Annotated in this window: 19 protein-coding genes and 4 pseudogenes; 10 read left to right on the plus strand and 13 right to left on the minus strand. The window is 57.0% G+C overall.

What is annotated here, in order from left to right:
• Window positions 1-328: 328 nt before the first annotated feature.
• Window positions 329-694, minus strand: coding sequence for an avidin-fold protein (locus WLY71_RS21995; protein WP_347805211.1), 366 nt, complete (start codon window positions 692-694; stop codon window positions 329-331).
• Window positions 695-895: 201 nt separating this feature from the next.
• On the opposite strand from WLY71_RS21995, the gene WLY71_RS22000 reads away from it, so the two are divergent.
• Complete coding sequence (locus tag WLY71_RS22000) at window positions 896-1,174, plus strand: hypothetical protein (protein WP_347805212.1); 279 nt, start codon at window positions 896-898, stop codon at window positions 1,172-1,174.
• A 117-nt stretch (window positions 1,175-1,291) separates the two neighbouring features.
• On the opposite strand, the gene mqo is transcribed toward WLY71_RS22000, so the two are convergent.
• A complete protein-coding gene (mqo, locus tag WLY71_RS22005; RefSeq protein ID WP_347805213.1) occupies window positions 1,292-2,944 on the minus strand; it encodes a malate dehydrogenase (quinone) in 1,653 nt (550 codons plus the stop codon).
• 387 nt (window positions 2,945-3,331) lie between these two features.
• Between mqo and ilvD the strand changes: the two genes are divergently transcribed.
• Window positions 3,332-5,014, plus strand: a complete 1,683-nt coding sequence (gene ilvD, locus WLY71_RS22010) for a dihydroxy-acid dehydratase (RefSeq protein ID WP_347805214.1) — start codon at window positions 3,332-3,334, stop codon at window positions 5,012-5,014.
• A 105-nt stretch (window positions 5,015-5,119) separates the two neighbouring features.
• Here ilvD and WLY71_RS31440 read toward each other — a convergent pair whose 3' ends face one another.
• From WLY71_RS31440 to WLY71_RS22030, 5 genes and pseudogenes are all read right to left on the minus strand, one after another.
• Window positions 5,120-5,983, minus strand: a complete 864-nt coding sequence (locus WLY71_RS31440) for a methyl-accepting chemotaxis protein (RefSeq protein ID WP_425589949.1) — start codon at window positions 5,981-5,983, stop codon at window positions 5,120-5,122.
• Window positions 5,978-6,733: pseudogene (locus tag WLY71_RS31445) on the minus strand (MCP four helix bundle domain-containing protein); the annotation flags it as partial. The pseudogene WLY71_RS31445 and the gene WLY71_RS31440, both read right to left, overlap by 6 nt.
• A 164-nt stretch (window positions 6,734-6,897) precedes the next feature.
• On the minus strand, window positions 6,898-7,845 hold the full coding sequence (locus tag WLY71_RS22020; RefSeq protein ID WP_347805216.1) for a phosphatidate cytidylyltransferase: 948 nt from the start codon (window positions 7,843-7,845) through the stop codon (window positions 6,898-6,900).
• On the minus strand, window positions 7,842-8,441 hold the full coding sequence (locus WLY71_RS22025; RefSeq protein ID WP_347805217.1) for a lysophospholipid acyltransferase family protein: 600 nt from the start codon (window positions 8,439-8,441) through the stop codon (window positions 7,842-7,844). Before WLY71_RS22025 ends, WLY71_RS22020 begins: the two co-directional genes overlap by 4 nt.
• Window positions 8,428-9,060, minus strand: coding sequence for a CDP-alcohol phosphatidyltransferase family protein (locus tag WLY71_RS22030; protein WP_347805218.1), 633 nt, complete (start codon window positions 9,058-9,060; stop codon window positions 8,428-8,430). The genes WLY71_RS22025 and WLY71_RS22030 overlap by 14 nt, the downstream gene beginning before the upstream one ends.
• 284 nt (window positions 9,061-9,344) lie before the next feature.
• Here WLY71_RS22030 and WLY71_RS22035 point away from each other — a divergent pair.
• Window positions 9,345-9,560 (plus strand): annotated as a pseudogene (locus WLY71_RS22035) (hypothetical protein); the annotation flags it as partial.
• A gap of 64 nt (window positions 9,561-9,624) precedes the next feature.
• The gene (locus WLY71_RS22040) at window positions 9,625-10,308 is read left to right on the plus strand and encodes a helix-turn-helix transcriptional regulator (RefSeq protein ID WP_347805219.1); all 684 of its coding nucleotides are present in this window, start codon (window positions 9,625-9,627) and stop codon (window positions 10,306-10,308) included.
• A 76-nt stretch (window positions 10,309-10,384) separates the two neighbouring features.
• On the opposite strand, the gene WLY71_RS22045 is transcribed toward WLY71_RS22040, so the two are convergent.
• The 4 genes and pseudogenes from WLY71_RS22045 to WLY71_RS22060 all read right to left on the minus strand — a co-directional run.
• Entirely contained in the window at window positions 10,385-11,422 is a 1,038-nt protein-coding gene (locus WLY71_RS22045; protein ID WP_347805220.1) for a GGDEF domain-containing protein, read from the minus strand.
• A 532-nt stretch (window positions 11,423-11,954) separates the two neighbouring features.
• A pseudogene (locus tag WLY71_RS22050) lies at window positions 11,955-12,116 on the minus strand (LysE family translocator); the annotation flags it as partial.
• Window positions 12,117-12,332, minus strand: coding sequence for a hypothetical protein (locus tag WLY71_RS22055; RefSeq protein ID WP_347805221.1), 216 nt, complete (start codon window positions 12,330-12,332; stop codon window positions 12,117-12,119).
• A 166-nt stretch (window positions 12,333-12,498) separates the two neighbouring features.
• Window positions 12,499-12,748 (minus strand): annotated as a pseudogene (locus WLY71_RS22060) (ParA family protein); the annotation flags it as partial.
• A gap of 17 nt (window positions 12,749-12,765) precedes the next feature.
• Between WLY71_RS22060 and WLY71_RS22065 the strand changes: the two are divergent.
• Window positions 12,766-13,188, plus strand: a complete 423-nt coding sequence (locus WLY71_RS22065) for a histidine phosphatase family protein (RefSeq protein WP_347805222.1) — start codon at window positions 12,766-12,768, stop codon at window positions 13,186-13,188.
• Between the two features lie 147 nt (window positions 13,189-13,335).
• Here the strand turns inward: WLY71_RS22065 and WLY71_RS22070 are convergent, their stop codons facing one another.
• Window positions 13,336-14,244: a carbohydrate kinase family protein gene (locus WLY71_RS22070; RefSeq protein WP_347805229.1), complete on the minus strand. Its 909-nt coding sequence runs from the start codon at window positions 14,242-14,244 to the stop codon at window positions 13,336-13,338.
• Between the two features lie 65 nt (window positions 14,245-14,309).
• Window positions 14,310-15,875 (minus strand): carbohydrate porin, encoded by a 1,566-nt coding sequence (locus WLY71_RS22075; protein WP_347805223.1) that lies wholly within the window; start codon window positions 15,873-15,875, stop codon window positions 14,310-14,312.
• A 168-nt stretch (window positions 15,876-16,043) separates the two neighbouring features.
• On the opposite strand from WLY71_RS22075, the gene WLY71_RS22080 reads away from it, so the two are divergent.
• The 5 genes from WLY71_RS22080 to WLY71_RS22100 all read left to right on the plus strand — a co-directional run.
• Window positions 16,044-17,318 (plus strand): ABC transporter substrate-binding protein, encoded by a 1,275-nt coding sequence (locus tag WLY71_RS22080; protein ID WP_347805224.1) that lies wholly within the window; start codon window positions 16,044-16,046, stop codon window positions 17,316-17,318.
• A 21-nt stretch (window positions 17,319-17,339) separates the two neighbouring features.
• Window positions 17,340-18,302: a carbohydrate ABC transporter permease gene (locus tag WLY71_RS22085; RefSeq protein WP_347805225.1), complete on the plus strand. Its 963-nt coding sequence runs from the start codon at window positions 17,340-17,342 to the stop codon at window positions 18,300-18,302.
• Window positions 18,299-19,141 carry a carbohydrate ABC transporter permease gene (locus WLY71_RS22090; RefSeq protein ID WP_347805226.1) on the plus strand — a complete coding sequence of 281 codons (843 nt, stop codon included), beginning with the start codon at window positions 18,299-18,301 and terminating at the stop codon, window positions 19,139-19,141. The genes WLY71_RS22085 and WLY71_RS22090 overlap by 4 nt, the downstream gene beginning before the upstream one ends.
• A gap of 27 nt (window positions 19,142-19,168) precedes the next feature.
• The gene (locus WLY71_RS22095; RefSeq protein WP_347805227.1) at window positions 19,169-20,314 is read left to right on the plus strand and encodes an ABC transporter ATP-binding protein; all 1,146 of its coding nucleotides are present in this window, start codon (window positions 19,169-19,171) and stop codon (window positions 20,312-20,314) included.
• Window positions 20,311-21,398 (plus strand): glycoside hydrolase family 32 protein (locus WLY71_RS22100; RefSeq protein ID WP_347805228.1); only part of this gene is annotated, 1,088 nt, incomplete at its 3' end. The genes WLY71_RS22095 and WLY71_RS22100, both read left to right, overlap by 4 nt.

Raw genomic sequence — 21,398 nt, forward strand, 5'->3', positions numbered from 1 at the left:
ATCAAGCCACAAAAAATGAAGTAGCTACGCCGCGAATGGCCTCCGCGCCAGCATGATTTGATTCCTCCCCACCTCAGACGCCGCCTGTTTGGATAGGTGGGGTTTATGGATCAGTTACACTATAACGACAGTTACTTCTCGCTGTTTTTTACTAATTTAAGCGGAGCAGAAAGGGAGATTTATTACGCAAGATACAATGCGCCGAATGAATGGATAAATAGCCTGGAATTGATGTACGACGAATGATCGTTCACCTTTCTGGAACAATAGCCGGAGCCGCCACCTGACCAATCACCGGCGGCGGAGTCCGACTTTTTCTGCTTAACCGCTACGCGGCAAGCTCGACGTAGCTCGACTCCCCTCCTCCCGTCGCGCCCGACAACCAACCCCATACAAAGGCCAGAGTAGTACGTCCTGCGTGATCAACGCCCACCGTGCCCCGAGACCAGCCGGCAAGAGTCTCACCCTCCGTAGTCAAGCACTGATAAAGAAGCTCAATGGTATCGGGGCCTGTCACGCGTCCGACTTGATTACCCATGCGGATATGGCCGCCCTGGTAAGTACCCCAAATGGCATCTTCCTCGACATGGTAGTGAAATACGGTGCGCGCATCGGACAGTCCGTGGGCGTTGTCTGCTACCGAAAATCGGCGATTGTTCAAACGCTCGCTGATTTGAGAAAAAGGGATTTCCATAAATGTCGCGTCCTTTAGTCGAGATGTTCCATTCCAGCCTTCGCTTAGCTTAAGCCATTTTGTCGCGACGGATGAAGGCACTGCTTTGGCCATCTCTGGAGCTGTGAACTCAGGAGCCACCACCGCTTGTCAGCTTCCCAGCACCTTCCCATTCCCGGTTATTCCAACGTTGTACACCCCCTCACATGGCTGGCCTAAATGATGAACAGGACAATTGCTGCTCTCACGATCGCGGGCCTGTTTGCCTGCTCGCTTTTCGCACTGGCTGCCGAAAAGGTGACTGAAGACTCTGCTGTGCCACCTGCCGCGCTTCCCGGAATCCACCAGGCTCAGGGCTCTGAATCCAAGGAGGACAAGGCCGACAAAAAAGGTGAGGAAGCTGCGGGTTCAAACTCCGGTGCCGACTCGGAAGCGACGGACAAAGATGCGGCCACCTCTAGCGGCTCGAAGGACGTTGAGCAAAAACCAACGCAGTATTGAGATAGCGGTCCACCCGCTTCGGCCTTAAGTGTTGCGTAACCTGCAAGAACTGAATTGCGCCTACAAAAAAGCCCACTGACCGTCACCGGTTCAGTGGGCTTTTGATTTGGCCTCTAGTTACAGAGCCATATCAGTCGCAGCATTAGCCTTCGGCGCCTTGGCCGGAGCAGCCGGAGCAGCAGCCGGAGCCGGAGCCACCACCTGACCAATCGCCGGCGGCGGAGTCAGCTGCAGCACCTTGGCGGTGTAAGCCCACTCTTCAGCCACCTTCTCAGGACTGCCATTCAACTGAGTGCCATAGCTCGGCACGATCTGGTGCAGCTTTTCCTGCCAGGCAGGACTAGCAACCTTGTCCTTGAACACTTTCTGCAGCACGGTCAGCATGATCGGCGCAGCAGTCGATGCACCCGGCGATGCGCCCAGCAAACCAGCAATGGTGCCGTCTTGCGAAGCAACAATCTCAGTACCCAACTTCAGCACGCCACCCGCGGCTTCATCACGCTTGATGATCTGCACGCGTTGGCCGGCTTGCCACAGGCGCCAGTCTTCGGCTTTGGCGTTCGGGAAGTATTCTTTCAGGGCGTTGAGGCGGTCTTCGTCAGACAGCATCAGTTGGCCGGCGAGGTACTCGACCAGCGGGTACTCCTTGATGCCGACTTTGGTCATTGGCCACACGTTGTGCGTGGTGGTGGTGGTCAGCAGGTCCAGGTACGAGCCTTCTTTCAGGAACTTGGTGCTGAAGGTCGCGAATGGGCCAAACAGAATGACGCGCTTGCCGTCCAGGACACGGGTGTCCAGGTGCGGAACCGACATTGGCGGTGCGCCAACGGAGGCTTTGCCGTAGGCCTTGGCCAGGTGTTGTTCGGCCAGGGTCGGGTTTTCGGTCACGAGGAACGAGCCGCCTACCGGGAAGCCTGCGTATTCCTTGGCTTCAGGAATACCGGACTTCTGCAGCAGGTGCAGTGCACCGCCGCCCGCGCCGATGAAGACGAACTTGGCGTCGGTTTCGGTTTTGGTGCCGTCTTTCAGGTTTTTGTAGCTGACGCGCCAGCTGCCGTCTTCGTTCTTGGTGATGTCTTGCACTTCGCTAGACAGTTTCAAGTCGAACTTTGCCGTGGTTTGCAGGTGCGCAACGAACTGGCGGGTGATCTCACCGAAGTTGACGTCGGTACCGATCGGAGACCAGGTGGCCGCGACTTTCTGGTTCGGGTCACGCCCTTCCATCATCAGCGGAACCCACTTCTTGATCACAGCCGGGTCTTCGGAGTACTGCATGCCGGCGAACAGCGGGCTCGCTTGCAGGGCTTCGTAGCGCTTTTTCAGGAACTTGATGTTGTCATCGCCCCACACAAAGCTCATGTGCGGCGTGGAGTTGATGAACGAACGCGGGTTCTTCAGCACGCCTTGCTGAACCTGCCAGGCCCAGAACTGACGGGAGATCTGGAAGGCTTCGTTGATTTCAACGGCTTTCGGGATCTGAACGTTGCCTTTATCGTCTTCCGGGGTGTAGTTCAACTCGGCCAGGGCAGAGTGACCGGTACCGGCGTTGTTCCAGCCATTGGAGCTTTCCTGGGCGACGCCGTCGAGGCGCTCGACCATTTCCATCGACATACCCGGTTCCAGCTCATTGAGCCAAACACCGAGGGTCGCGCTCATGATGCCGCCGCCAATGAGCAGCACATCGACTTTCTTTGCCTCTTCCGCTTGCGCGGACGCGATCCCCATCGACAAAGCCAGCCCCAGCAGGGCCGTGTTCATTTTTTTAAACATGTGTAGCACCTATGATAAAACGCCATCCGCCCTTCCATCCCCATGCTTGAGGCCCCTGGCTCACGGCATGCAGGCAGCATGCTGTGGGTTCCGCACTCATAAGGATTGGAGGGTGGGCACACAAGGCCGACGTGTCTCCATCGACCTCAGTTTATATGTCCCTACTGAACTGACTTTTTATCTTTATTGGCTTCAGCTACTTGAGCGACAGTGATTCTGTTGGCGCGTCTCAAGGACGCGCAAACTGAATAGGTCAAAGCAAGTTAGGGCGAAGAATATCACGACACGGCAAACCCGCGCGTCTGTTCCCGACTTGATAGTCCGGGCACGGGCGCTGAGCCCACTATACTCATCGTGATTTTCTCGACGAGCCTATGAGGAGCAGTCATGAGCGACAAAGACGATTTGCGCAAATATTCCTCCCAAGTGGTCGACGGCGTGGAGCGCGCGCCCGGCCGCTCCATGCTGCGTGCCGTGGGTTTCACGGACGAGGACTTCAAGAAACCGCAGATCGGCATCGCCTCCACGTGGGCGATGGTCACGCCCTGCAACATGCACATCGACAAACTGGCGATTGAAGCCGAAAAAGGCGCGAATGCCGCCGGTGCCAAGGGCGTCATTTTCAACACCATCACCATTTCCGACGGCATCGCCAACGGCACCGAAGGCATGAAGTATTCGCTGGTGTCACGGGAAGTGATTGCCGATTCCATTGAAGTGGTGGCCGGCTGCGAAGGCTTTGACGGTCTGGTGACCGTGGGCGGTTGTGACAAGAACATGCCGGGCTGCCTGATCGGCATGGCGCGACTGAATCGCCCTTCCATCTTCGTCTATGGCGGCACCATCCGGCCGGGCGCCGGCCACACCGATATCATTTCCGTGTTCGAGGCCGTGGGTCAGCACGCGCGGGGGGATATCAGCGAGATTCAGGTCAAACAAATCGAGGAAGTGGCGATTCCAGGCCCTGGTTCCTGCGGCGGCATGTACACCGCCAACACCATGGCTTCTGCGATTGAGGCGCTGGGCATGAGCCTGCCCGGTTCCAGCTCTCAGGAGGCCGTCGGCAGCGACAAGGCGTCGGACAGTTTCCGCGCCGGCCAGCAGGTCATGGAGCTGCTTAAACGAGACATCAAACCGCGCGACATCATGACCCGCAAGGCCTTTGAAAATGCCATTCGGGTGGTGATCGCCCTCGCCGGCTCGACCAATGCCGTGCTGCATCTTCTGGCCATGGCGCATGCCGTGGATGTCGAACTGACGCTGGATGATTTCGTCGAGCTGGGCAAGATTTCCCCGGTGGTGGCCGACCTGCGCCCCAGCGGTCAATACATGATGAGTGAACTGGTGGCCATCGGCGGCATCCAGCCGCTGATGAAGCGCATGCTCGCCGCCGGCATGCTGCATGGCGATGCGCTGACGGTCACCGGCAAAACCCTGGCCGAAAACCTGGAAAACGTACCCGACTACCCCGAAGGCCAGGACGTGATCCTGCCCTTCGACCAACCGATCAAAAAGGACTCCCATTTAGTGGTGCTGCGCGGCAACCTTTCGCCCACCGGCGCTGTGGCCAAGATCACCGGCAAGGAAGGCTTGCGCTTTGAAGGCACAGCTCGTGTGTATCACGGAGAGGAAGGCGCGTTGGCCGGTATCCTCAACGGCGAAGTCAAAGCCGGCGATGTGATCGTGATTCGCTACGAAGGCCCCAAGGGAGGGCCCGGCATGCGCGAAATGCTCTCGCCCACGTCGGCGGTCATGGGCAAGGGGTTGGGCAAGGACGTTGCGCTCATCACCGACGGCCGCTTCTCCGGCGGTTCACATGGGTTTGTAGTAGGGCATATCACGCCCGAAGCCTTTGATGGCGGGCCGATCGCGCTGATTGAAGACGGCGACAAAATCACCATCGACGCCGAAACACGTCAGATCACGGTCGATGTCTCCGACGCCGAACTGGCCGAGCGCAAGACCCGCTGGGTGCGCCCGGAATCCAAGTACAAACGCGGGGTGTTGGCCAAGTACGCGAAGACCGTGTCCAGCGCCTCGGAAGGCGCGGTGACGGATAAGTACCTCTAGATCAAAAGATCGCAGGCTGCGCCAGCTCCTACATCGATTGCGTACGTCCCGGATGTACGCAAACCCCGTAGGAGCTGCCGAAGGCTGCGATCTTGTAGCCCCGCATCAAAGCCGAAACCGATCCACCGACTGCGACAGCTTGCCTGCCAGGGTGGACAACTCATCGGTGGTCGAGGCGGTCCGGCCAATGACTTTGCTGTTGCCTTCGGACATGCCGGCAATCATTTCGACCTGATGGGCGATTTCATTGCTGGCCAGGCTCTGCTCACCGATGGTGCGGGTAATGTCATTGACCAGTTGCGTGGTGTTCAGCGTGGCGTCGAGAATTTCGCGGATGGCGCGCTCGACATCGGCGGTCACGGCCATGCCCTTGTCGACCTGCGCCACGCCCGCCTCCATGCTGGTCACCGCCTCGCGGGTGCTTTGCTGGATGCGTGACACCATCGTGGCAATTTCCTGGGTGGAGGCGCTGGTGCGTCCCGCCAGGCTGCGCACTTCGTCGGCCACCACGGCAAATCCACGGCCCTGCTCACCGGCACGAGCGGCTTCGATCGCGGCGTTGAGCGCCAGCAGGTTGGTTTGGTCGGCGATGCCCTTGATCACCTGGATGATGCTGAAAATCCCTTCGGACTCCTTGTCCAGCGTGCGGATCACCTGGGCCGATTGCTGCGCCGAACGCGCAATACCGTCCATGTCGTTGACCACCTGATGGATCACGCGACCGCCATCCTTGGCCAGTGCCTCGGCCTGATTGGCCATGTTCAGTGCGCGCTCGGCATGCCGGGTGATTTCCTCGATGCTCGCGGTCATTTCGCTGGCAGCCGCTGCCATGGTGCTGGCGGCTACACTTTGCTGCTGGCTGCTACCGGCCACTTCGTGGCAGCCACTGCTCAATTGTTCACTCATGCCACTCACGCCGTGGGCGTTGCTGCGCACGACTTCGATCATGCCGCGCAGGTCGCGCTGCATGGTAGCGAGGCTGCGAATCAGGGCGCTCGCTTCGTCGTTGTGAGTGGGCTCGACAATCGGTTCGCTCAGGTTGCCATGGGCGATGCTCTCGGCGATGCGGCTGGCGGTTTTCAACGGCCCCATGATGCTCAGCATCACCGAGCGCCCTTGGGCCAGCAGCAATAACAGACTGGCGATGAGGACACCGCCGAGGGTGAAATTGGCGTTGCTGATGACTTTCTGAGTGTCGGCACTGGTCTGTTGGGTGTTGGTTTCGATCAGTTCGCTGAGCGCGGCCATCTGATCTTCCAGCTGGCTGAATACGCTACTGAAATTGCCCAGTTGTTGCTGCGCGGCTTCCGGATTTTCCAGCGCCAGCGCGACGATGCGTTCGGCTGCGCTGATGTAGGTATCGAGGCTGGGCTTGATCTTATTCAGGCCCGTTTTAAGGGTGTCGTTAACCGGCAGCTTGAGGTTTTCACCGAGCATTTCACGAAAATTCGCTGCATGTTCCTCGGTGGAACTGCGCACCTCGGCTTTGCTGCTGGTGCTTTTACCCAACCCGACCAGCATCGCCGACAGCACGTCGGCGCGTAATGCGTCGTGCATCATGTCGGCTTCGAGGTGATTGTGCAGCACGGCCATACTGACCTCATTGTCATTCACCGCCTCAGCCATCTGGGTGTTTCCCAGGTAACTGACCAGACTCATGATCAACGCGGCTATCAGCCCGGTGCCAATCAGCAGAATCAAACGTAATTTTATGGACACTCTGTGGATCCTCTCTCAGCACGTTTGTCAGTGGCGTAAAGCCAACTGCGGATTGGTTTGCTGAAAAGGTTATCGACCGGCACGAGTGGTTAATGAAGCGAATGTCCATACGCGCATGTCTTTACGACATGCGGTATGTTTTTTCGGTTTTGAGGGCGCCTGAATCAGGCAGCGGAGAAGAAGTATCGCGTCAGGTGAAAGAAGATCGGCGCGGCGAAGCAAATCGAATCCATCCGGTCGAGCATGCCGCCGTGGCCCTTGATCATGGTTCCCCAGTCTTTGGCGCTCAAACTGCGCTTGATCGCCGACATGACCAGCCCACCGAGAAAACCCATCACCACGATGACGAACGACATCGTCAGTGACTGCCAGAAGCTGAAGGGGGTCATCCAGAACATGCAGCCGCCAATCAGCGTTGCAGACAGGCCTCCACCGACCAGTCCTTCGATCGTTTTTGACGGACTCACCAGCGGCGCTACTTTGTGCTTGCCGAAGAGCTTGCCGAACACGTACTGCAACACGTCACTCAACTGAACGACAAACACCAGATAGAACAGCAGCAGCGCGTTTTGGCCCGTGAATCCTTTCAGATCCAGGAGCAAAAGTGCGGGCGCATGGCTGATGCAATAAATGCAGATCATCACGCCCCACTGGATCTTTGCCGTTCTTTCCAGGAAGCCGTCAGTGTCCTGGCTCAGCACCGCAATCGCCGGCAACAGCAGGAATGAATACACCGGAATCAGCAGCGTAAACATCGAATACCAGTGCGTACCGATCAGAATGTATTGCAGCGGGATCAGGATGAAAAACGCCGAAAACAGGGCGTTATGGTCACCTCGTCTGGTCGGCGTCAGGGTGATGAATTCCCTGAGCGCAAACAGTGAGATGAAACCGAACAGAACGACCGTTGCATTGCCGCCCAGCAGGTAGGAAGCGAAGAAGATGATGACCATCCCCCACCAGGCATTCACGCGCTGATTGAGGTTTTCGATGGTCGAGACAGCGCCTTCCGTTTTGACCCGCCGGGCCAGCAATCGACCGGCCAGCGAAGCAATCGCCAGCAAGCACGCCAATCCAAAAAAGAACCACAAAAACTTTGCTTCAAGACTCATTTCGACAGCCCCACAATGGCGTTACGCGCGCGGTCCAGAAACACCTGTTTATCCTCGCCAGCAATCCTTTCCATCGGATTGCCGATACGGATCGTGCAGATGATCGGCAGAGGGACGTGTTTGCCTTTGGGCATGGAGCGATGAAGGTTTTCCAGGTAGATCGGCACCAGGTCGACATCGGGGAAGGTTTCGCTCAACCGGTAAAGACCTGATTTGAATTCCCCGGGCAGTGCCTCGGATGAGCGAGTGCCTTCCGGAAAAAAGATGATCGAATGACCCGCCTGCACCACATCGAAAATGGGCTCCAGCGCGTTTTTACCGGGCGCCGGTTTACGGTCAATCAACACGGCATTCAGGCCTTTCTGGGAGATGTACGACAGAAACCGGTTCTTTCCCCAGTAATCGGCAGCGGCGATCGGCTTCACATTTAACCTGGCCTCGGGCGGCAGGGCCGCAATGATGGCCAAGGTGTCCATGTGACTGGTGTGATTGGCGAAATAGATTCGCTGACGCGTGAGATCCGGCGGGCTCTCCCATCTGGCCGTGACGCCAATCAGCAGTCGAAGAACAGAAATCAGCGCATTACTGATCCACATGGTCGGCCCCTTTCAGCTGCCTGGTGATCGCCAGCGTTCGTGTGACGCAGGTTGCGACTGAGCCAATGGCGATGACAGCCAGCGCGATCAACAGTACGTAGTGAGTGCCGTAAACGCTGGCTTCGATGGCATTCAGCAGCAGTCCTGCGGTCATTACGGCCATTCGATGCTGCTTGGCCATAGGGCCGATGAAGGTCTGCTTGAGGCCAATCGAGCCGCCGAACACCCTGACATAAGCAGTCAGTGCCGCCGCCAGGGCAGCAAACCACCCGAGGTCGGATTGCCCAATGGCATACCCCAACCCTACGATCAGCAGGCTGTCGGCAATCCGGTCCGGGAATTCGTTGTAGAGACTGCCGATATCGGACTTCTTGCCGCCCTCTATCGCCACCATCCCATCGAAGAGGTTGCACAGAAGGCGCAACTGAATGCCGATCGCGCAGCAGATCGATCCAATGACACCGCTATCAATATTGAGCGCCACGACGCCGGCAAACGCGAAGACGATGCTGGCGACGGATATCTGATTGGGGGAAATGTCTCTTTTCACCAGAATGTCGGTGATGCGTTTTGCCCAGCCCGCAGAGCGCGTCTTGATGGGCCTTCTGTTGTCATCCACTAGCCAATATCCCTATAAATGATGAGCTACTACGTGTTGCATTGTAATGGCGAGTCGCGCTGACTACACCCAGCAATATGCAAAACCGCTGGCGGTGTTATCGAATTTTTTGGAACTCTGTTCCGAGCTTAAACTTCGGGGGGCACCGGTTATCCAGGCTACGGTGCCCCTACTTTCCCCATTTAACTTCCGTTGATCCGCGAATTTGGTCTGCGCCCAATAAAAACATATTCATATGCTTTAATTGATATTGTCGAGCAATCCCATCACCAGGGGGTGCCGTCATGAATATCAAAGCCCTGGCTTTAATGCTGTTGGCGTTCTGTGCTCAACCGGCCTGGAGTCAGAACACCCCCGCCGCTCCAGCCTCCGCCGACAGCGCCGCGCTGACCACACGCCTGGTCTTGCGCGACCTTTGGGTCGAGCATATTTTCTGGATCAGAAGTTACGCGATCGCCAACCAGGCAGCGGACAAACAGCAAGCCAAAGTCGCCGCTGACGCGTTGACGGCCGCACTGGTCAAGCAGTTCCCGGACAAGTTCTGATACCGCGCGAGGGCAAACCATGCTGGAAGGACTGGGCCGTACACAGCAGGACCTGCTCAATGCGTTGCTGCACCATGCGGGCGGCATGAGCATTGACGAGTTGGCTGATCATCTTTCGGTGACACGCACCGCGGTTCGCCAGCATCTGGCGGCGCTTGAGCGTGACGCCTTGGTGCTGCGCGGCGAAACCCGGCCGACGGGCCGGCGTCCGGAGCAGCTGTATCGGCTCACCGACCATGCGCGCGAGCAGTTCCCTCGCCAATATCAGATGCTGGCCAGTGTGCTGATCGAGGAAGTGGCCGACATCATCGGCCACGATGCCCTGGCTTCACTGATGCGCAGCATGGGCCGAAAACTGGCCCAGGACCGCGAACATCAGGTGGTTGACGAAGCCAGAATCGTGCAGCACATGAACCAGGCGGGATACGAAGCAGAGGTGTTTTTTCGCTCGTCCGACGATAAGGAAATCGTCGCGCATAACTGCGTCTTCCACCGCCTGGCCGCGGCCCACCCGGTGGTCTGCGAACTGGACCTGGCGTTGATCGGAGCGTTAGGCGGTGGTGAAGTCGATCACACGGAGTGCATGGTGCGCGGCGGGAATGTCTGTCGATTCAAACTGCGACCACTCGTAGAAAAGGCCGGCGAGCCTGATAACTCCGGGCCTTATGATCGAACAGATCGGGCTGATGATTCACCAGATTGATTCGTAAAAGCCCTCCTTCGACATATCCGCTTTTCTAGACAGCAGTTTTAAAAAGATAAAATACATCAATGATTTTTCAGCTCACTCGGTTGCGCCCGCTGCGCTTGGCTAGATAGAGCGCATCATCGGCACGAGTCAGAAGGCTTTCCACATCGTCACCAGCTTTGGCGATGGCGACACCAAAAGACGCAGTTACAGTATCTAGCACCTCATCCGTGCCACGAACCTTGATCCGCAGCGCCTGAATTTTCATGCGCAGCTGCTCAGCAAAAGTATGAGCACTGGTGAGATCAAAACACTCTTTCAGGACTACACAGAACTCTTCACCACCATAGCGTGCCGCCAGGGCCAGAGGCGGGATTGAGTTCCGTAACACCTGACCAACATGCTCAAGTACGCGGTCGCCCAAAGGATGGCCATACCGGTCATTGAACTGCTTGAAATGATCGATATCCAACATGACCAATGCCACCCCAAGAGGAGCGTTGATCAATGCATGCTCCAGCAAGCGAGTGAACGTAGCTCGGTTCAACACCTTAGTCAGCCCATCCAAAGATGCAGCCAGTTGGGCTCGCTCGAGCTTGTCTCTCAGACTCTTAATTTCATTTTGCGCTGAGTGCAGCTGGGAGAGGAACAGCTCTTGCTGATCCTGCATGACCTGGGTGCTCTGTTGCAGCTCGCTAAGAATGGCGGGTAACCTCTTGTCGACCGGCTCCGCGAGCATTTCCATGCAATGGCCAAGACTGGCTTGAAAGTTGAAACTGCCATTCACGCTACGCGAGACATTACGCTCCATGTCGTCAACCAGATCAATCGCTTGTTGTTGCCCTGCGCGCGCCTCCTCCAATTCGTCACGAATGATGTAATCGCGAAAAAGCTTCGTAGCAGATTCGGGAGGGAAACAGTCGAAGTCTTTGACCAGCCTGTCCAGATGACGATTAAGCTCTGGCTCCTGACCTTTGCTGTAGGTGTACCAGAGAGCATAGTGCACGGGATTCGGTGGAATGTTGTGACGCACCATCAGTGGTACGGCCTGCTTCAGCAGAGCCGCCGCCTCGCGGGAGTCCTCTGGATACAGCGTTAGGGCAGTCGCACGCGTCTCTGGTTGGCTCATAACGTCACTGTGGTTGGTTTTTATTGGCATATATGAAGTCGGGGGGCAGCATATCCTTACGTACGCCAAGCAGCCATACATAAGGTGTCCCTACTACCTGTCGGACTAGCTATAGGCCGAACTCTCGCGTTCAAGGAGATAAGGCTTTCAATCACCTTTATCACATCACCATTCTTATGCGTTCAAGCCGATCCAGCCATGGATATCCATGTAGATGTCAACAACCAATGATCAGCACGCTGGAAATCGAAAAGGGATCGTAGCTTTGTACTCTCTCACTGCCTGCGTTCCTGTCGATCACGGAATCATCCCAGGCATGTACCCAAAAGGCATTTCACAGGGAGCTCGATCAGATGCGTGCGGATGTTGAAGCCGGAGTGATACATAAATCAGTGCGCGAGCCAATGGACGATGGTGAGTCTAGCCCTGCGCTCGATGATTACCCTGGCCTGAAAGAGGCAGGCTCTGCATCAACTCAGTAGTGATGTTTTGGCGCCTGTGCTGCGGTAATCGGTACCTAACCGCCCTCCTCTTATGCAGCCTGTCGACGCATGGTCAGGATGGCTGCTCCGAAGCAGATGAACGTCGACTCAACTACCCGGCTGACCCACCGGGATAGCTCGGGACGGTTCAACACGCCCTTGGCCCAAGAGACCAGTGCGGCATACAGACCAAGAGACGTCACCGAGACCGATCACGCGAGCTTTATGGCTGCGCCCTGGATATCGTCACGCGCCGTTCGTAAGTCAATAGCGTCCTGGTTAAGTCGGTGAATCATGTTGAGCAACCGTTGGCGTAGCACTTCGTCTTGAAGCTGCTCTACTGCGCGCATCATATCGAGCGCCGCTACCTCATTGTTAGTGGCGACGGAGTCGAGCAGTTTGCGCATGCTTCTTGATGGTCGATTCATCTCCAACTCCTTGGATTTCAGTGACGCGAATCATATGGCCAGAATGTTTCGTCAGTATTTCAGCTGCACGAACTGGCTTGAATCACCGGCTCCGGCTCATTTGACGCTAGCTGGAGGGACAACCAGAGGGGTCGATTACGCTTGTAGCAACCCGTCATTGATGAAGCTAAGCGGCTCGCTCCAGAGCATCCAGTAAACAAAAAAACTCCCGAGAAAGCTTATGCCGAGGGGCCAAATGGATGATGGGTACTGAAACTTCGTGAGATTCGCGCATCTTGACGGAGCTGCTCAGGTAAACCGGTAGCACAGGCAAACCTTCTGCCAACAGCTCATCAACGATGATTTTGGTGCAAGCCGGTATGCCCGGTGAACTGATTGACCACCACCCCTTCCACTTTCAGTAATTCATTGTGATTGATACTATCGCGTCCCCATGGAGCTGGCCGTTACCGCCAAAGTGATCGTGTCGAGCAGTGCGCCCCGGGCGCTGACATCTGTTCGGGCGCTGGGCCTTCAGCCCACCCTTATAGATGAGATTTTCTGCGAGGCGCAGTTGCCCTATGGACGATGGACACTGCCGCGCCTTTCACCGTTTACGTGGGCATTTATTCTTCGAATTTTATGGTTGTGCGGGTTCTCAGGGAAGGTCGAGTCTGCCCGTAAGGCCAGAACACGAGCTAATACGGCAGCTCAACGACTTCAGTCCCTTACCAGCGAAGGGGCAGTGCTTCTGCTCGGTCATGGATTCATGAATCGAATGATCGCGAAGCAGTTGGAAGCTGCCGGATGGACTCGCAAAAAAAGCAACGGTAACCGTTACTGGGGCGCGACGACCTATCGAATGAATCAGGGTTAAGGCACACACATCTTCGTACGATGCTGGAGTCTCAAGTTCAAGAAAAGCTACAGCGCGATCCTGAAGCGGTAACGACCTATGCAGCCAAACCTGAATCAGAACGAAAGCCCTACACCAGCAAGCCAACGGCTCAGGACAAGGCCATGGTCAGGTATGTGTTAGCAGCTCCAGTAAACCTTCCACATCAGCTAGCGCAGGAGCATGGGCTCCGGCATGGCGGCAAGATATGGATGCGCAAGCCGCTGAAAATCGCAAGCGCTCTCCCAAGTCTGCGATCCCCAGCAACTCCGCAGCCAACCAACCAGCCATACAAGCGTCTCCTGCTCCAACCGTGTCTGCCACTTTCACGGCAATAGCTGGCTGCTCGAGTTGGCTGTCCGGGGTGTGGAGAACCATCCCGTGTTCCCCTCGGGTAAAAAGGATCTGTGCCTGAGGATTAAGAGCGCGAAGTTCATCCATTGCCTGGTGCTCGGTCAGCCCTGGATAAATTTGCCGAAGGTCTTCGTCGGAAAGCTTAATCATGTCAGCAAGAGTAGTCATCGTAGGGAAGGTCTGCTCCCGATAATGGCTATCCATTAAATTGCGCCAGTTCGGATCATAGCTAATCCGTTTACCGGTTTCCTTGGCCTGCTGAGCAATTTTAACCAGCCTGTCTGCGAGTGGCTGTCGAGCCAAACTGATGCAGCTGAAATGACACAGCTCTGCTTGGTTGCTCCATCCTTCGGGCATCAGATCTGGATCAAAAAACAGATCGGCCTCTCCAGCAAAAAAGTATCTTGGCGGACGGCTCGATGGAACAATGGCGACCAAGGGATCTCGGTCTACCCGTTGGATAAATCGCATATCCAGGCCTGCCGTCTCTGATTGCCAGGCTATCTCGTCGTCCAAAGAGTCCGTACTGATAGAACCCGCAAAGGCGCTGCTGACGCCCAAGCGACTTAGCGCTCGTGCCACGTTCCAGGGAGCGCCGCCTGGATAGCCTTTCCACTGTCCAGGGACACCCTGGACAAGGTCAGTCAGGGCTTCGCCAAATACTACTGCGCGAGGCAATACCATCGTCATTTCCTCAATTTTTTGTCGTAGGGATAACTGCTGGCTGATCGGCCGGACGCGTTCAACTATTAAAACCAGGTTTCCATTTGTATCCCGTATTGCCACACACCTCCGGCGTTGAAGTCCGTCTTGCCGAAGTTGTCTGTGGAACTGTATCTGTCCAGATCCGAAGACCAGTTCATGAAACTTGCGAACACTCGCAATTCGGGACGTGTGAGAAGGTCTCCAAAGTCAGGCTTGAATGTCGGAGCGACCGTGAATTTCCAGAAGTTACCGTCGACCGCATTGCGTTGCATGTAGCCCTTGGGGTCGAGGTCCATGGTTTGCCAGCTCATTTCGTAGGCCATCTCAAAATTGCTGTTGATTTCATTGGCCAACCGCACGTTCAGGGTCATCCAGCGGTAGTCGTCACCCTTGACGTATCTGTCCTTGCTCTGTTCGGCCAACAAGCTGGGGCCGATACGCCAGCCCGGTGCAATTGGTGTCTCACCATAAAGCGCCAGACGCAGAGCGCGGGCGTCGTCGATCAGTTCGCCATCCGAACCGATGTTCTTGACCTCTGCCCCCAGACCTTGCCCATAGAGCAGTGCCGTTTTGAAGAAGCCTTCCCTGCCGAAAAAGTTTTTCTGGTGATTGGCCAGCATGCTGTGCAAGCCGGAATCCGCAGGCGTCAGGCCCGCTTCATTGCGGCGAGTGCCGAAGTCGTTTTTCTTTGAGCCAATGCCATTGAACATCCACTGCCACTGACCATTATCGAAGAACTGGTTGGAGGTCAGGATGTAGCTTTCCACATCGGCATTGACACCGCCCTCACTGAAATCTCCGTAGTTACGCCCGATCAAGGAGTAATTCGAGCTCCAGTTCTTGTTCATCTGCACGTCGTAGATACCACCCCCCGTACCGGCCAGAAAGACGATGTCCGAGTCCAGCCAGTGGATATCGAAATTGTCTCTATCGAATCGCTTGCCCGCCCACAAGGTGGCGTTCTCGAACACTGAATTGCCCTTGAAGGCAGCGAGATGGTCGAGCTCTGTAAATACCTGCCGCACGTTCAGGTTGCTTTCGTCGGCCGTCCAGTCATTGGAGCTTTCCACTCCATCGGCGATGGACACCGTGAATTTTGAACGGGTGCCGTTCTGCGCATAGGATTCTTTCGAGAGGTCTATGCGCATGTAGGTGTCGTCTTCGTTACCCAGTCGCCCGACGGCACCACCGACTGAACCAGCAGGGGTTGTATATGGGCCGCCACGACCGCCACCAAGCCCATCGTTAATCAGCAATCCGGAGCGGGCGTAGCCCTTGAAGCTGAAGCCGTCAGTGAGGTGTCCGCTGCTGCCCTGCTTTTCCATGCTTTGCTGACGGGCTTCGAGTTTTGCCAGTCGAGTGTCCAAAGCAGGCGCCGAAAGGGCTGCTGCGGTAGACGCAACGGACTGCAAGGCGGGAGTGGTCAGTTTGATCTGCTGCAGCTCCCTGGCAAGTGCCTGGGTTTGCTGTTCGGCTGCGGCTGCACGCTTTTCCGCTGCGCTGGTACGAGCTTCAAACGCGGCCATGCGTTCTTCCAGAGTCGCGGCCTGAGAGGTTGCCGCCGATGTGCCGAGCACGCCTGCGAGTAGCCAGCCTGATGCTTTCTGCATGTGGATTTCCCTGTTTTGTTTTTATTGTTTTGTTCCCGCGACCGGCCATTTTTCGTGAGTTGTGAATTGTCGCAATCGACGAAAAAAAGGATGCCTCATCGCAAATACGCTGCTACATTTGGCGATGTTAACGTTAACTTTTCTAAAAACAAAAATAAAGGGGGCTCTATGAAACAGCTGAAATCTCTCCTTCCAGCAGCACTGCTCACCCTCTGTGCCGGATTTCCGTCTGTCTCGAGCGCAGTGGATTTGACGATCTCGTGCGGTGCGGTGGGTGCTGAATTACAACTCTGCAAGGAGGCTGTCGAGGAATGGTCGAAACAGACTGGCAACAACGTCGAGGTAGTTTCCACGCCTAACTCGGCGACCGAGAGGTTGTCGTTCTACCAACAGATCCTCAGTGCGCAGTCCACTGACATCGACATCATTCAAATCGATATGGTGTGGCCGGGAATGCTGGCCAAACATCTGATGGATCTGCGCGAGGTGCTTCCCGCCAACGCGACCCAAGGCTATTTCCAGGCACAGGTGGATAACGCCACGGTGAACGGACGGCTGGTGACGATGCCGTGGTTCACCGATTCAGGCCTGCTGTATTACCGCAAGGACTTGCTCGAGAAGTACGACAAGCAGGTTCCCCAGACCTGGGAGGAAATGACCTCTACCGCAAAGGATATTCAACAGGCTGAGCGCAACGCCGGGAACGCCAATGTGTGGGGATACATCTTTCAGGGACGCGCCTACGAGGGTCTGACGTGTAATGCGCTGGAGTGGATCAGCAGCCAACCGGAAGGCGGACTGGTCAATCCACAAGGTGACATCGTGGTCAACAGTCAGGCCTCAAGAACTGCTTTGGCCCTGGCGAAAAGCTGGGTAGGAGACATCTCCCCGCGTGGCGTACTCAATTACACCGAGGAAGAAGGACGTGGCGTATTCCAATCGGGAAATGCGCTGTTTATGCGTAACTGGCCTTATGTCTGGGCCCTGGTGCAAAGCCAGGACAGTGCCGTAAAAGACAAGGTTGGGGTCGCTCCCCTGCCCCGGGGCGGCAAGACCGGCAGCCATGCATCCACCCTCGGTGGCTGGGGCCTGGCGGTATCGCGTTACAGCGCCCATCCAAAACTTGCCGCAGAGCTGGTGAGCTATCTGACCAGTGCCCAAGAGCAAAAACATCGTGCCCTGATCGGTGCCTATAACCCGGTTATCGAGTCGCTCTATCAAGATCCCGAACTGCTCGCGGCAATGCCTTATTACAGTCAGCTGTTCAGCATTCTCAACGATGGGGTCATGCGCCCCGCATCCATAACTGCCGATCGCTATCCACGAGTCTCCAATGCGTTCTTCGATCGAGTGCATGGCGTGCTGGCGGGCGAGTTGCCTGTCGATCAGGCGCTGGCCGAACTGGAAAGCGAACTCACGCGCATCAAACGCCGGAACTGGTAAGCCACAAGGAAGGAAATCACCATGTCTGTCTCTACTACCCATGCCCCCTGTGACGAGCTCCTGCTCACCAGAGAAACGCCCGTACAACGTCGCCGCGTACGCGCTGCCTGGCTATTTCTGACGCCGATGTTGCTGTGTCTGGCCCTGGTGGCGGCCTGGCCGCTACTGCGCACATTCTGGTTCAGCCTGACCGACGCCAGCCTGGCGGACACTGGTGGCGGATCCTTCGTCGGCTTGAGCAATTATCTGTTCCACAACGGTTCCAGCTGGTCGGGCATCCTGGTCGATCCTCAATGGTGGAACGCAGTGCGCAACACCTTGCATTTCACCGTGGTGTCGGTGGGACTGGAAGTCGTACTGGGACTGCTGGTGGCGTTGCTGCTGAACATCAAGTTCACCGGCCGCTCTCTGGTGCGCGCGTTGATTCTGATTCCGTGGGCAATTCCTACCATTGTCTCGGCGAAGATCTGGTCATGGATGCTTAATGACCAGTTCGGCATCATCAATCACCTGATGCTGAGCCTCGGCCTGATTGACGCGCCCCTGGCCTGGACCGCAGATGCGGACCTGTCGATGTGGGCGGTGATTATCGTCGACGTCTGGAAGACCGTCCCTTTTGTCACGCTGCTGATGCTGGCTGCCTTGCAGATGTTGCCGAGCGATTGCTACGAAGCCGCCAGGGTCGATGGCATTCATCCGCTGAGGGTGTTCTGGCGTGTCACGCTGCCATTGCTGATGCCCGCGTTGCTGGTGGCGGCGATCTTCCGCATCCTCGACTCCCTGCGGGTTTTCGACGTCATCTATGTGCTGACCTCGAACTCATCGAGCACCATGAGCATGTCGGTGTATGCCCGCCAGCACCTGGTGGAGTTCCAGGACGTTGGTTACGGCAGCGCGGCCTCGACGCTGTTGTTTCTGGTGGTTGCGGTAATTGCCATGCTTTATCTCTACCTCGGACGCCGTCAACTGGAGGTCCGGTCATGAACCTGCGCCTACTGAAAAAAGCGCTGGTGCGCCTCGGATTCTGGTGTCTGATCGGGGTGTTGCTGCTGTATGCGGTTTTCCCCTTCTACTACGCCATCGTGACTTCGCTGAAGCCATCCAGCGCTTTGTTCGAGGTGAGCTACTGGATCGAAAGCCCCGACTTCTCCAATTACGCGGCGGTACTCCACCAAGCCTCATTCCTGCGGGCTATCGGTAACTCGCTGGTGGTTGCGCTTTGCGTGGTGACGCTGGCGCTGTTCCTCAGTGTGACTGCCGCCTATGCCTTGGGAAGGGTGAAATTCCGTGGGCGTGGCACGGTACTGATGATGGTTCTCGGCGTGTCGATGTTTCCCCAGGTCGCTGTACTGTCGGGGCTGTTCGAAGTGATCCGCGCCCTGGGCCTGTACAACACGTCCTGGGCATTGATCCTGAGCTACACGATTTTCACCCTGCCCTTCACCGTCTGGGTGCTGACCACGTTCATGGGACAACTGCCCCATGAACTGGAAGAAGCGGCAATCATGGATGGCGCCTCGCCCTGGGTCACGCTGACCCGCGTGCTGTTGCCGCTGCTCTGGCCCGCACTGGTCACCACCGGCTTATTGGCCTTCATCGCAGCGTGGAACGAGTTCCTGTTTGCCCTGACCTTCACCCTCACCGACACGCAACGCACGGTTCCGGTCGCCATCGCCTTGATTTCCGGTGGCAGTCCCCATGAGTTGCCTTGGGGGTTGTTGATGGCCGCCTCGGTGGTGGTCACCGTCCCACTGGTGATTCTGGTGCTGATCTTCCAGCGCCGAATCGTTTCCGGTCTCACTGCCGGCGCGTTAAAGGGTTGATGCCCAACAAAGACAAGGAACAGCATCGTGATCAAATTGAAACTGGACAATGTGAACAAACAATTGGGCGGCATGCGGATTCTTCGCGACGTTAGCCTGGAGATCGCTGCGGGTGAATTCGTGGTGTTCGTTGGCCCTTCGGGCTGCGGAAAGTCGACCCTGCTGCGACTGATCGCGGGACTGGACTCGATCTGCGCCGGCGACCTGCTGATAGACGGGCGTCGGGTCAACGACCTCGAACCGCGCGAGCGTGGTGTCGGCATGGTGTTTCAGTCTTATGCGCTGTACCCGCACATGAGCGTCTACGACAACATCAGCTTTGGCCTCAAACTGGCCAAGACTGAAAAGAGCAGCTTGCGCGAGCGGGTGCTGAAAACGGCGCAAATCCTGCAATTGGACAAACTGCTGCAACGCAAGCCAAAGGAGCTGTCTGGAGGGCAGCGTCAGCGTGTGGCCATGGGCAGAGCCATGGCCCGGGAACCGGACATTTTGTTGTTCGATGAGCCGCTTTCCAACCTGGATGCGTCCTTGCGGGTGCAGATGCGCAACGAAATTGCCCGACTGCATGATCGGCTGGGCTCGACCATGATCTACGTCACCCACGATCAGGTTGAAGCGATGACCCTGGCCGACAAAATTGTCGTGCTCAATGGCGGCCGCGTAGAACAGGTCGGCTCACCGCGCGAACTCTATGAACGCCCGGCCAGTCGCTTTGTCGCCGGTTTCCTCGGTTCGCCCAGAATGAATTTTCTGCCGGCGCGCCTGCAGACGTCAGGCGAAACCAGCCTGGTCGATACCCTCGTATGGGGTATCACGCCCCTGCCCTTCGACAGCTCGAACCTGACGACGGGCACGCAACTGAGCCTGGGGATTCGCCCGGAGCATGTGTCGCTCAAGGCGGCGGATGGAGCCGCTGGCGTCGTCGTTACCGCGGTCGAATACCTGGGCAGCGAAACCTATGTGCACCTCGAGACAGGTCAAGACGAGCCACTGATCTGTCGTTGCGAAGTCAGCGCCGGATGGCAAGCGGGCGATCGGGTTGAGCTGCAGCTGGACATCGACAACCTGCACCTGTTCGACGCCGACGGCGCGGCCTTGAGGCGCCACCCACAAGCCATTGAAACCCTGCCGGATGGCGTCTCTCTGCGCTCGGCACGAGCAAGCGCCCTATGACTGTGTATTTGAATCCCATGAACGACCCAATGTCTTCCGCCCTTGACCTTGCGCAGCATGCGCTGAGTGATGGTCTGTCTCACGTCATCGACGATTATCGGCCCGGTTATCATCTTGCCCCTCCTGCGGGCTGGATGAACGACCCTAACGGGGTGGTGTACTTTCGTGGCGAATACCACGTGTTCTATCAACACCACCCCTTCGAAGCGAAATGGGGCCCGATGTATTGGGGGCATGCCAAGAGTGCCGATCTGGTCCACTGGCAGCATCTGCCCATTGCGCTGGCGCCCGGCGATGACTTCGACCGTGACGGTTGTTTTTCCGGTAGCGCGGTGGTGTGTGGAGATACCCTGGCCCTGATCTACACCGGGCACACCTGGCTGGGGGAAGTGGGTGACGAGCGCTCGATCCGTCAAGTCCAGTGCCTGGCCACTAGTATCGACGGCATCCGGTTCGTCAAGCATGGCGCCGTCATCGAGACCGCGCCGCAAGACACGATCATGCACTTCCGTGACCCCAAGGTATGGCAGGAAGATGACGATTGGTACCTGATTGCCGGCGCACGTCTGGGCGATGTGCCGTTGCTCCCGCTGTACCGTTCCACCGATCTGCACACCTGGGAGTTCCTCGACTATGTGTCTAGCGGCAGCGAGGGCGATGGCTATATGTGGGAGTGCCCGGATCTGTTCCGACTGAACGGGCGCGATGTGCTGCTGTACTCCCCCCAAGGCATGTCACCCCAAGGTTACGAACGGCTCAACAAGTACCAGACGGGTTACCGAGTGGGCGGACTCGACAACGAATGGCACTTCACGGGCGGGCCTTTTATCGAGCTGGATAACGGTCATGATTTCTATGCAGCGCAAACGCTACTGGCCGCCGATGGTCGACGCCTTGTGTGGGCGTGGCTCGACATGTGGGAAAGCCCGATGCCGACCAAGGCCCATCACTGGTGCGGCATGCTCAGTTTGCCGCGCGAACTTGAACTGTGCGCCGATCGCCTTTGCGTGTATCCGGCACAGGAGCTCACCGCTCTGCGCAAAGCGCCATTGCCGGGCACGCTCTGGTGGGGTGAGTCGGGAAC

Origin of the sequence: Pseudomonas rossensis (assembly GCF_039888995.1) — a bacterium.
Classification (GTDB): Bacteria; Pseudomonadota; Gammaproteobacteria; order Pseudomonadales; family Pseudomonadaceae; genus Aquipseudomonas; species Aquipseudomonas rossensis.

Coding starts and splice junctions, on each gene's coding strand:
- WLY71_RS21995 (WP_347805211.1), bottom strand. CDS start 694: ATGGAAATCCCTTTTTCTCAAATCAGCGAGCGTTTGAACAATCGCCGA.
- WLY71_RS22000 (WP_347805212.1), top strand. CDS start 896: ATGAACAGGACAATTGCTGCTCTCACGATCGCGGGCCTGTTTGCCTGC.
- mqo (WP_347805213.1), bottom strand. CDS start 2,944: ATGTTTAAAAAAATGAACACGGCCCTGCTGGGGCTGGCTTTGTCGATG.
- ilvD (WP_347805214.1), top strand. CDS start 3,332: ATGAGCGACAAAGACGATTTGCGCAAATATTCCTCCCAAGTGGTCGAC.
- WLY71_RS31440 (WP_425589949.1), bottom strand. CDS start 5,983: ATGCAGCGCGACCTGCGCGGCATGATCGAAGTCGTGCGCAGCAACGCC.
- WLY71_RS22020 (WP_347805216.1), bottom strand. CDS start 7,845: ATGAGTCTTGAAGCAAAGTTTTTGTGGTTCTTTTTTGGATTGGCGTGC.
- WLY71_RS22025 (WP_347805217.1), bottom strand. CDS start 8,441: ATGTGGATCAGTAATGCGCTGATTTCTGTTCTTCGACTGCTGATTGGC.
- WLY71_RS22040 (WP_347805219.1), top strand. CDS start 9,625: ATGCTGGAAGGACTGGGCCGTACACAGCAGGACCTGCTCAATGCGTTG.
- WLY71_RS22045 (WP_347805220.1), bottom strand. CDS start 11,422: ATGAGCCAACCAGAGACGCGTGCGACTGCCCTAACGCTGTATCCAGAG.
- WLY71_RS22055 (WP_347805221.1), bottom strand. CDS start 12,332: ATGAATCGACCATCAAGAAGCATGCGCAAACTGCTCGACTCCGTCGCC.
- WLY71_RS22065 (WP_347805222.1), top strand. CDS start 12,766: ATGGAGCTGGCCGTTACCGCCAAAGTGATCGTGTCGAGCAGTGCGCCC.
- WLY71_RS22070 (WP_347805229.1), bottom strand. CDS start 14,244: ATGGTATTGCCTCGCGCAGTAGTATTTGGCGAAGCCCTGACTGACCTT.
- WLY71_RS22075 (WP_347805223.1), bottom strand. CDS start 15,875: ATGCAGAAAGCATCAGGCTGGCTACTCGCAGGCGTGCTCGGCACATCG.
- WLY71_RS22080 (WP_347805224.1), top strand. CDS start 16,044: ATGAAACAGCTGAAATCTCTCCTTCCAGCAGCACTGCTCACCCTCTGT.
- WLY71_RS22085 (WP_347805225.1), top strand. CDS start 17,340: ATGTCTGTCTCTACTACCCATGCCCCCTGTGACGAGCTCCTGCTCACC.
- WLY71_RS22090 (WP_347805226.1), top strand. CDS start 18,299: ATGAACCTGCGCCTACTGAAAAAAGCGCTGGTGCGCCTCGGATTCTGG.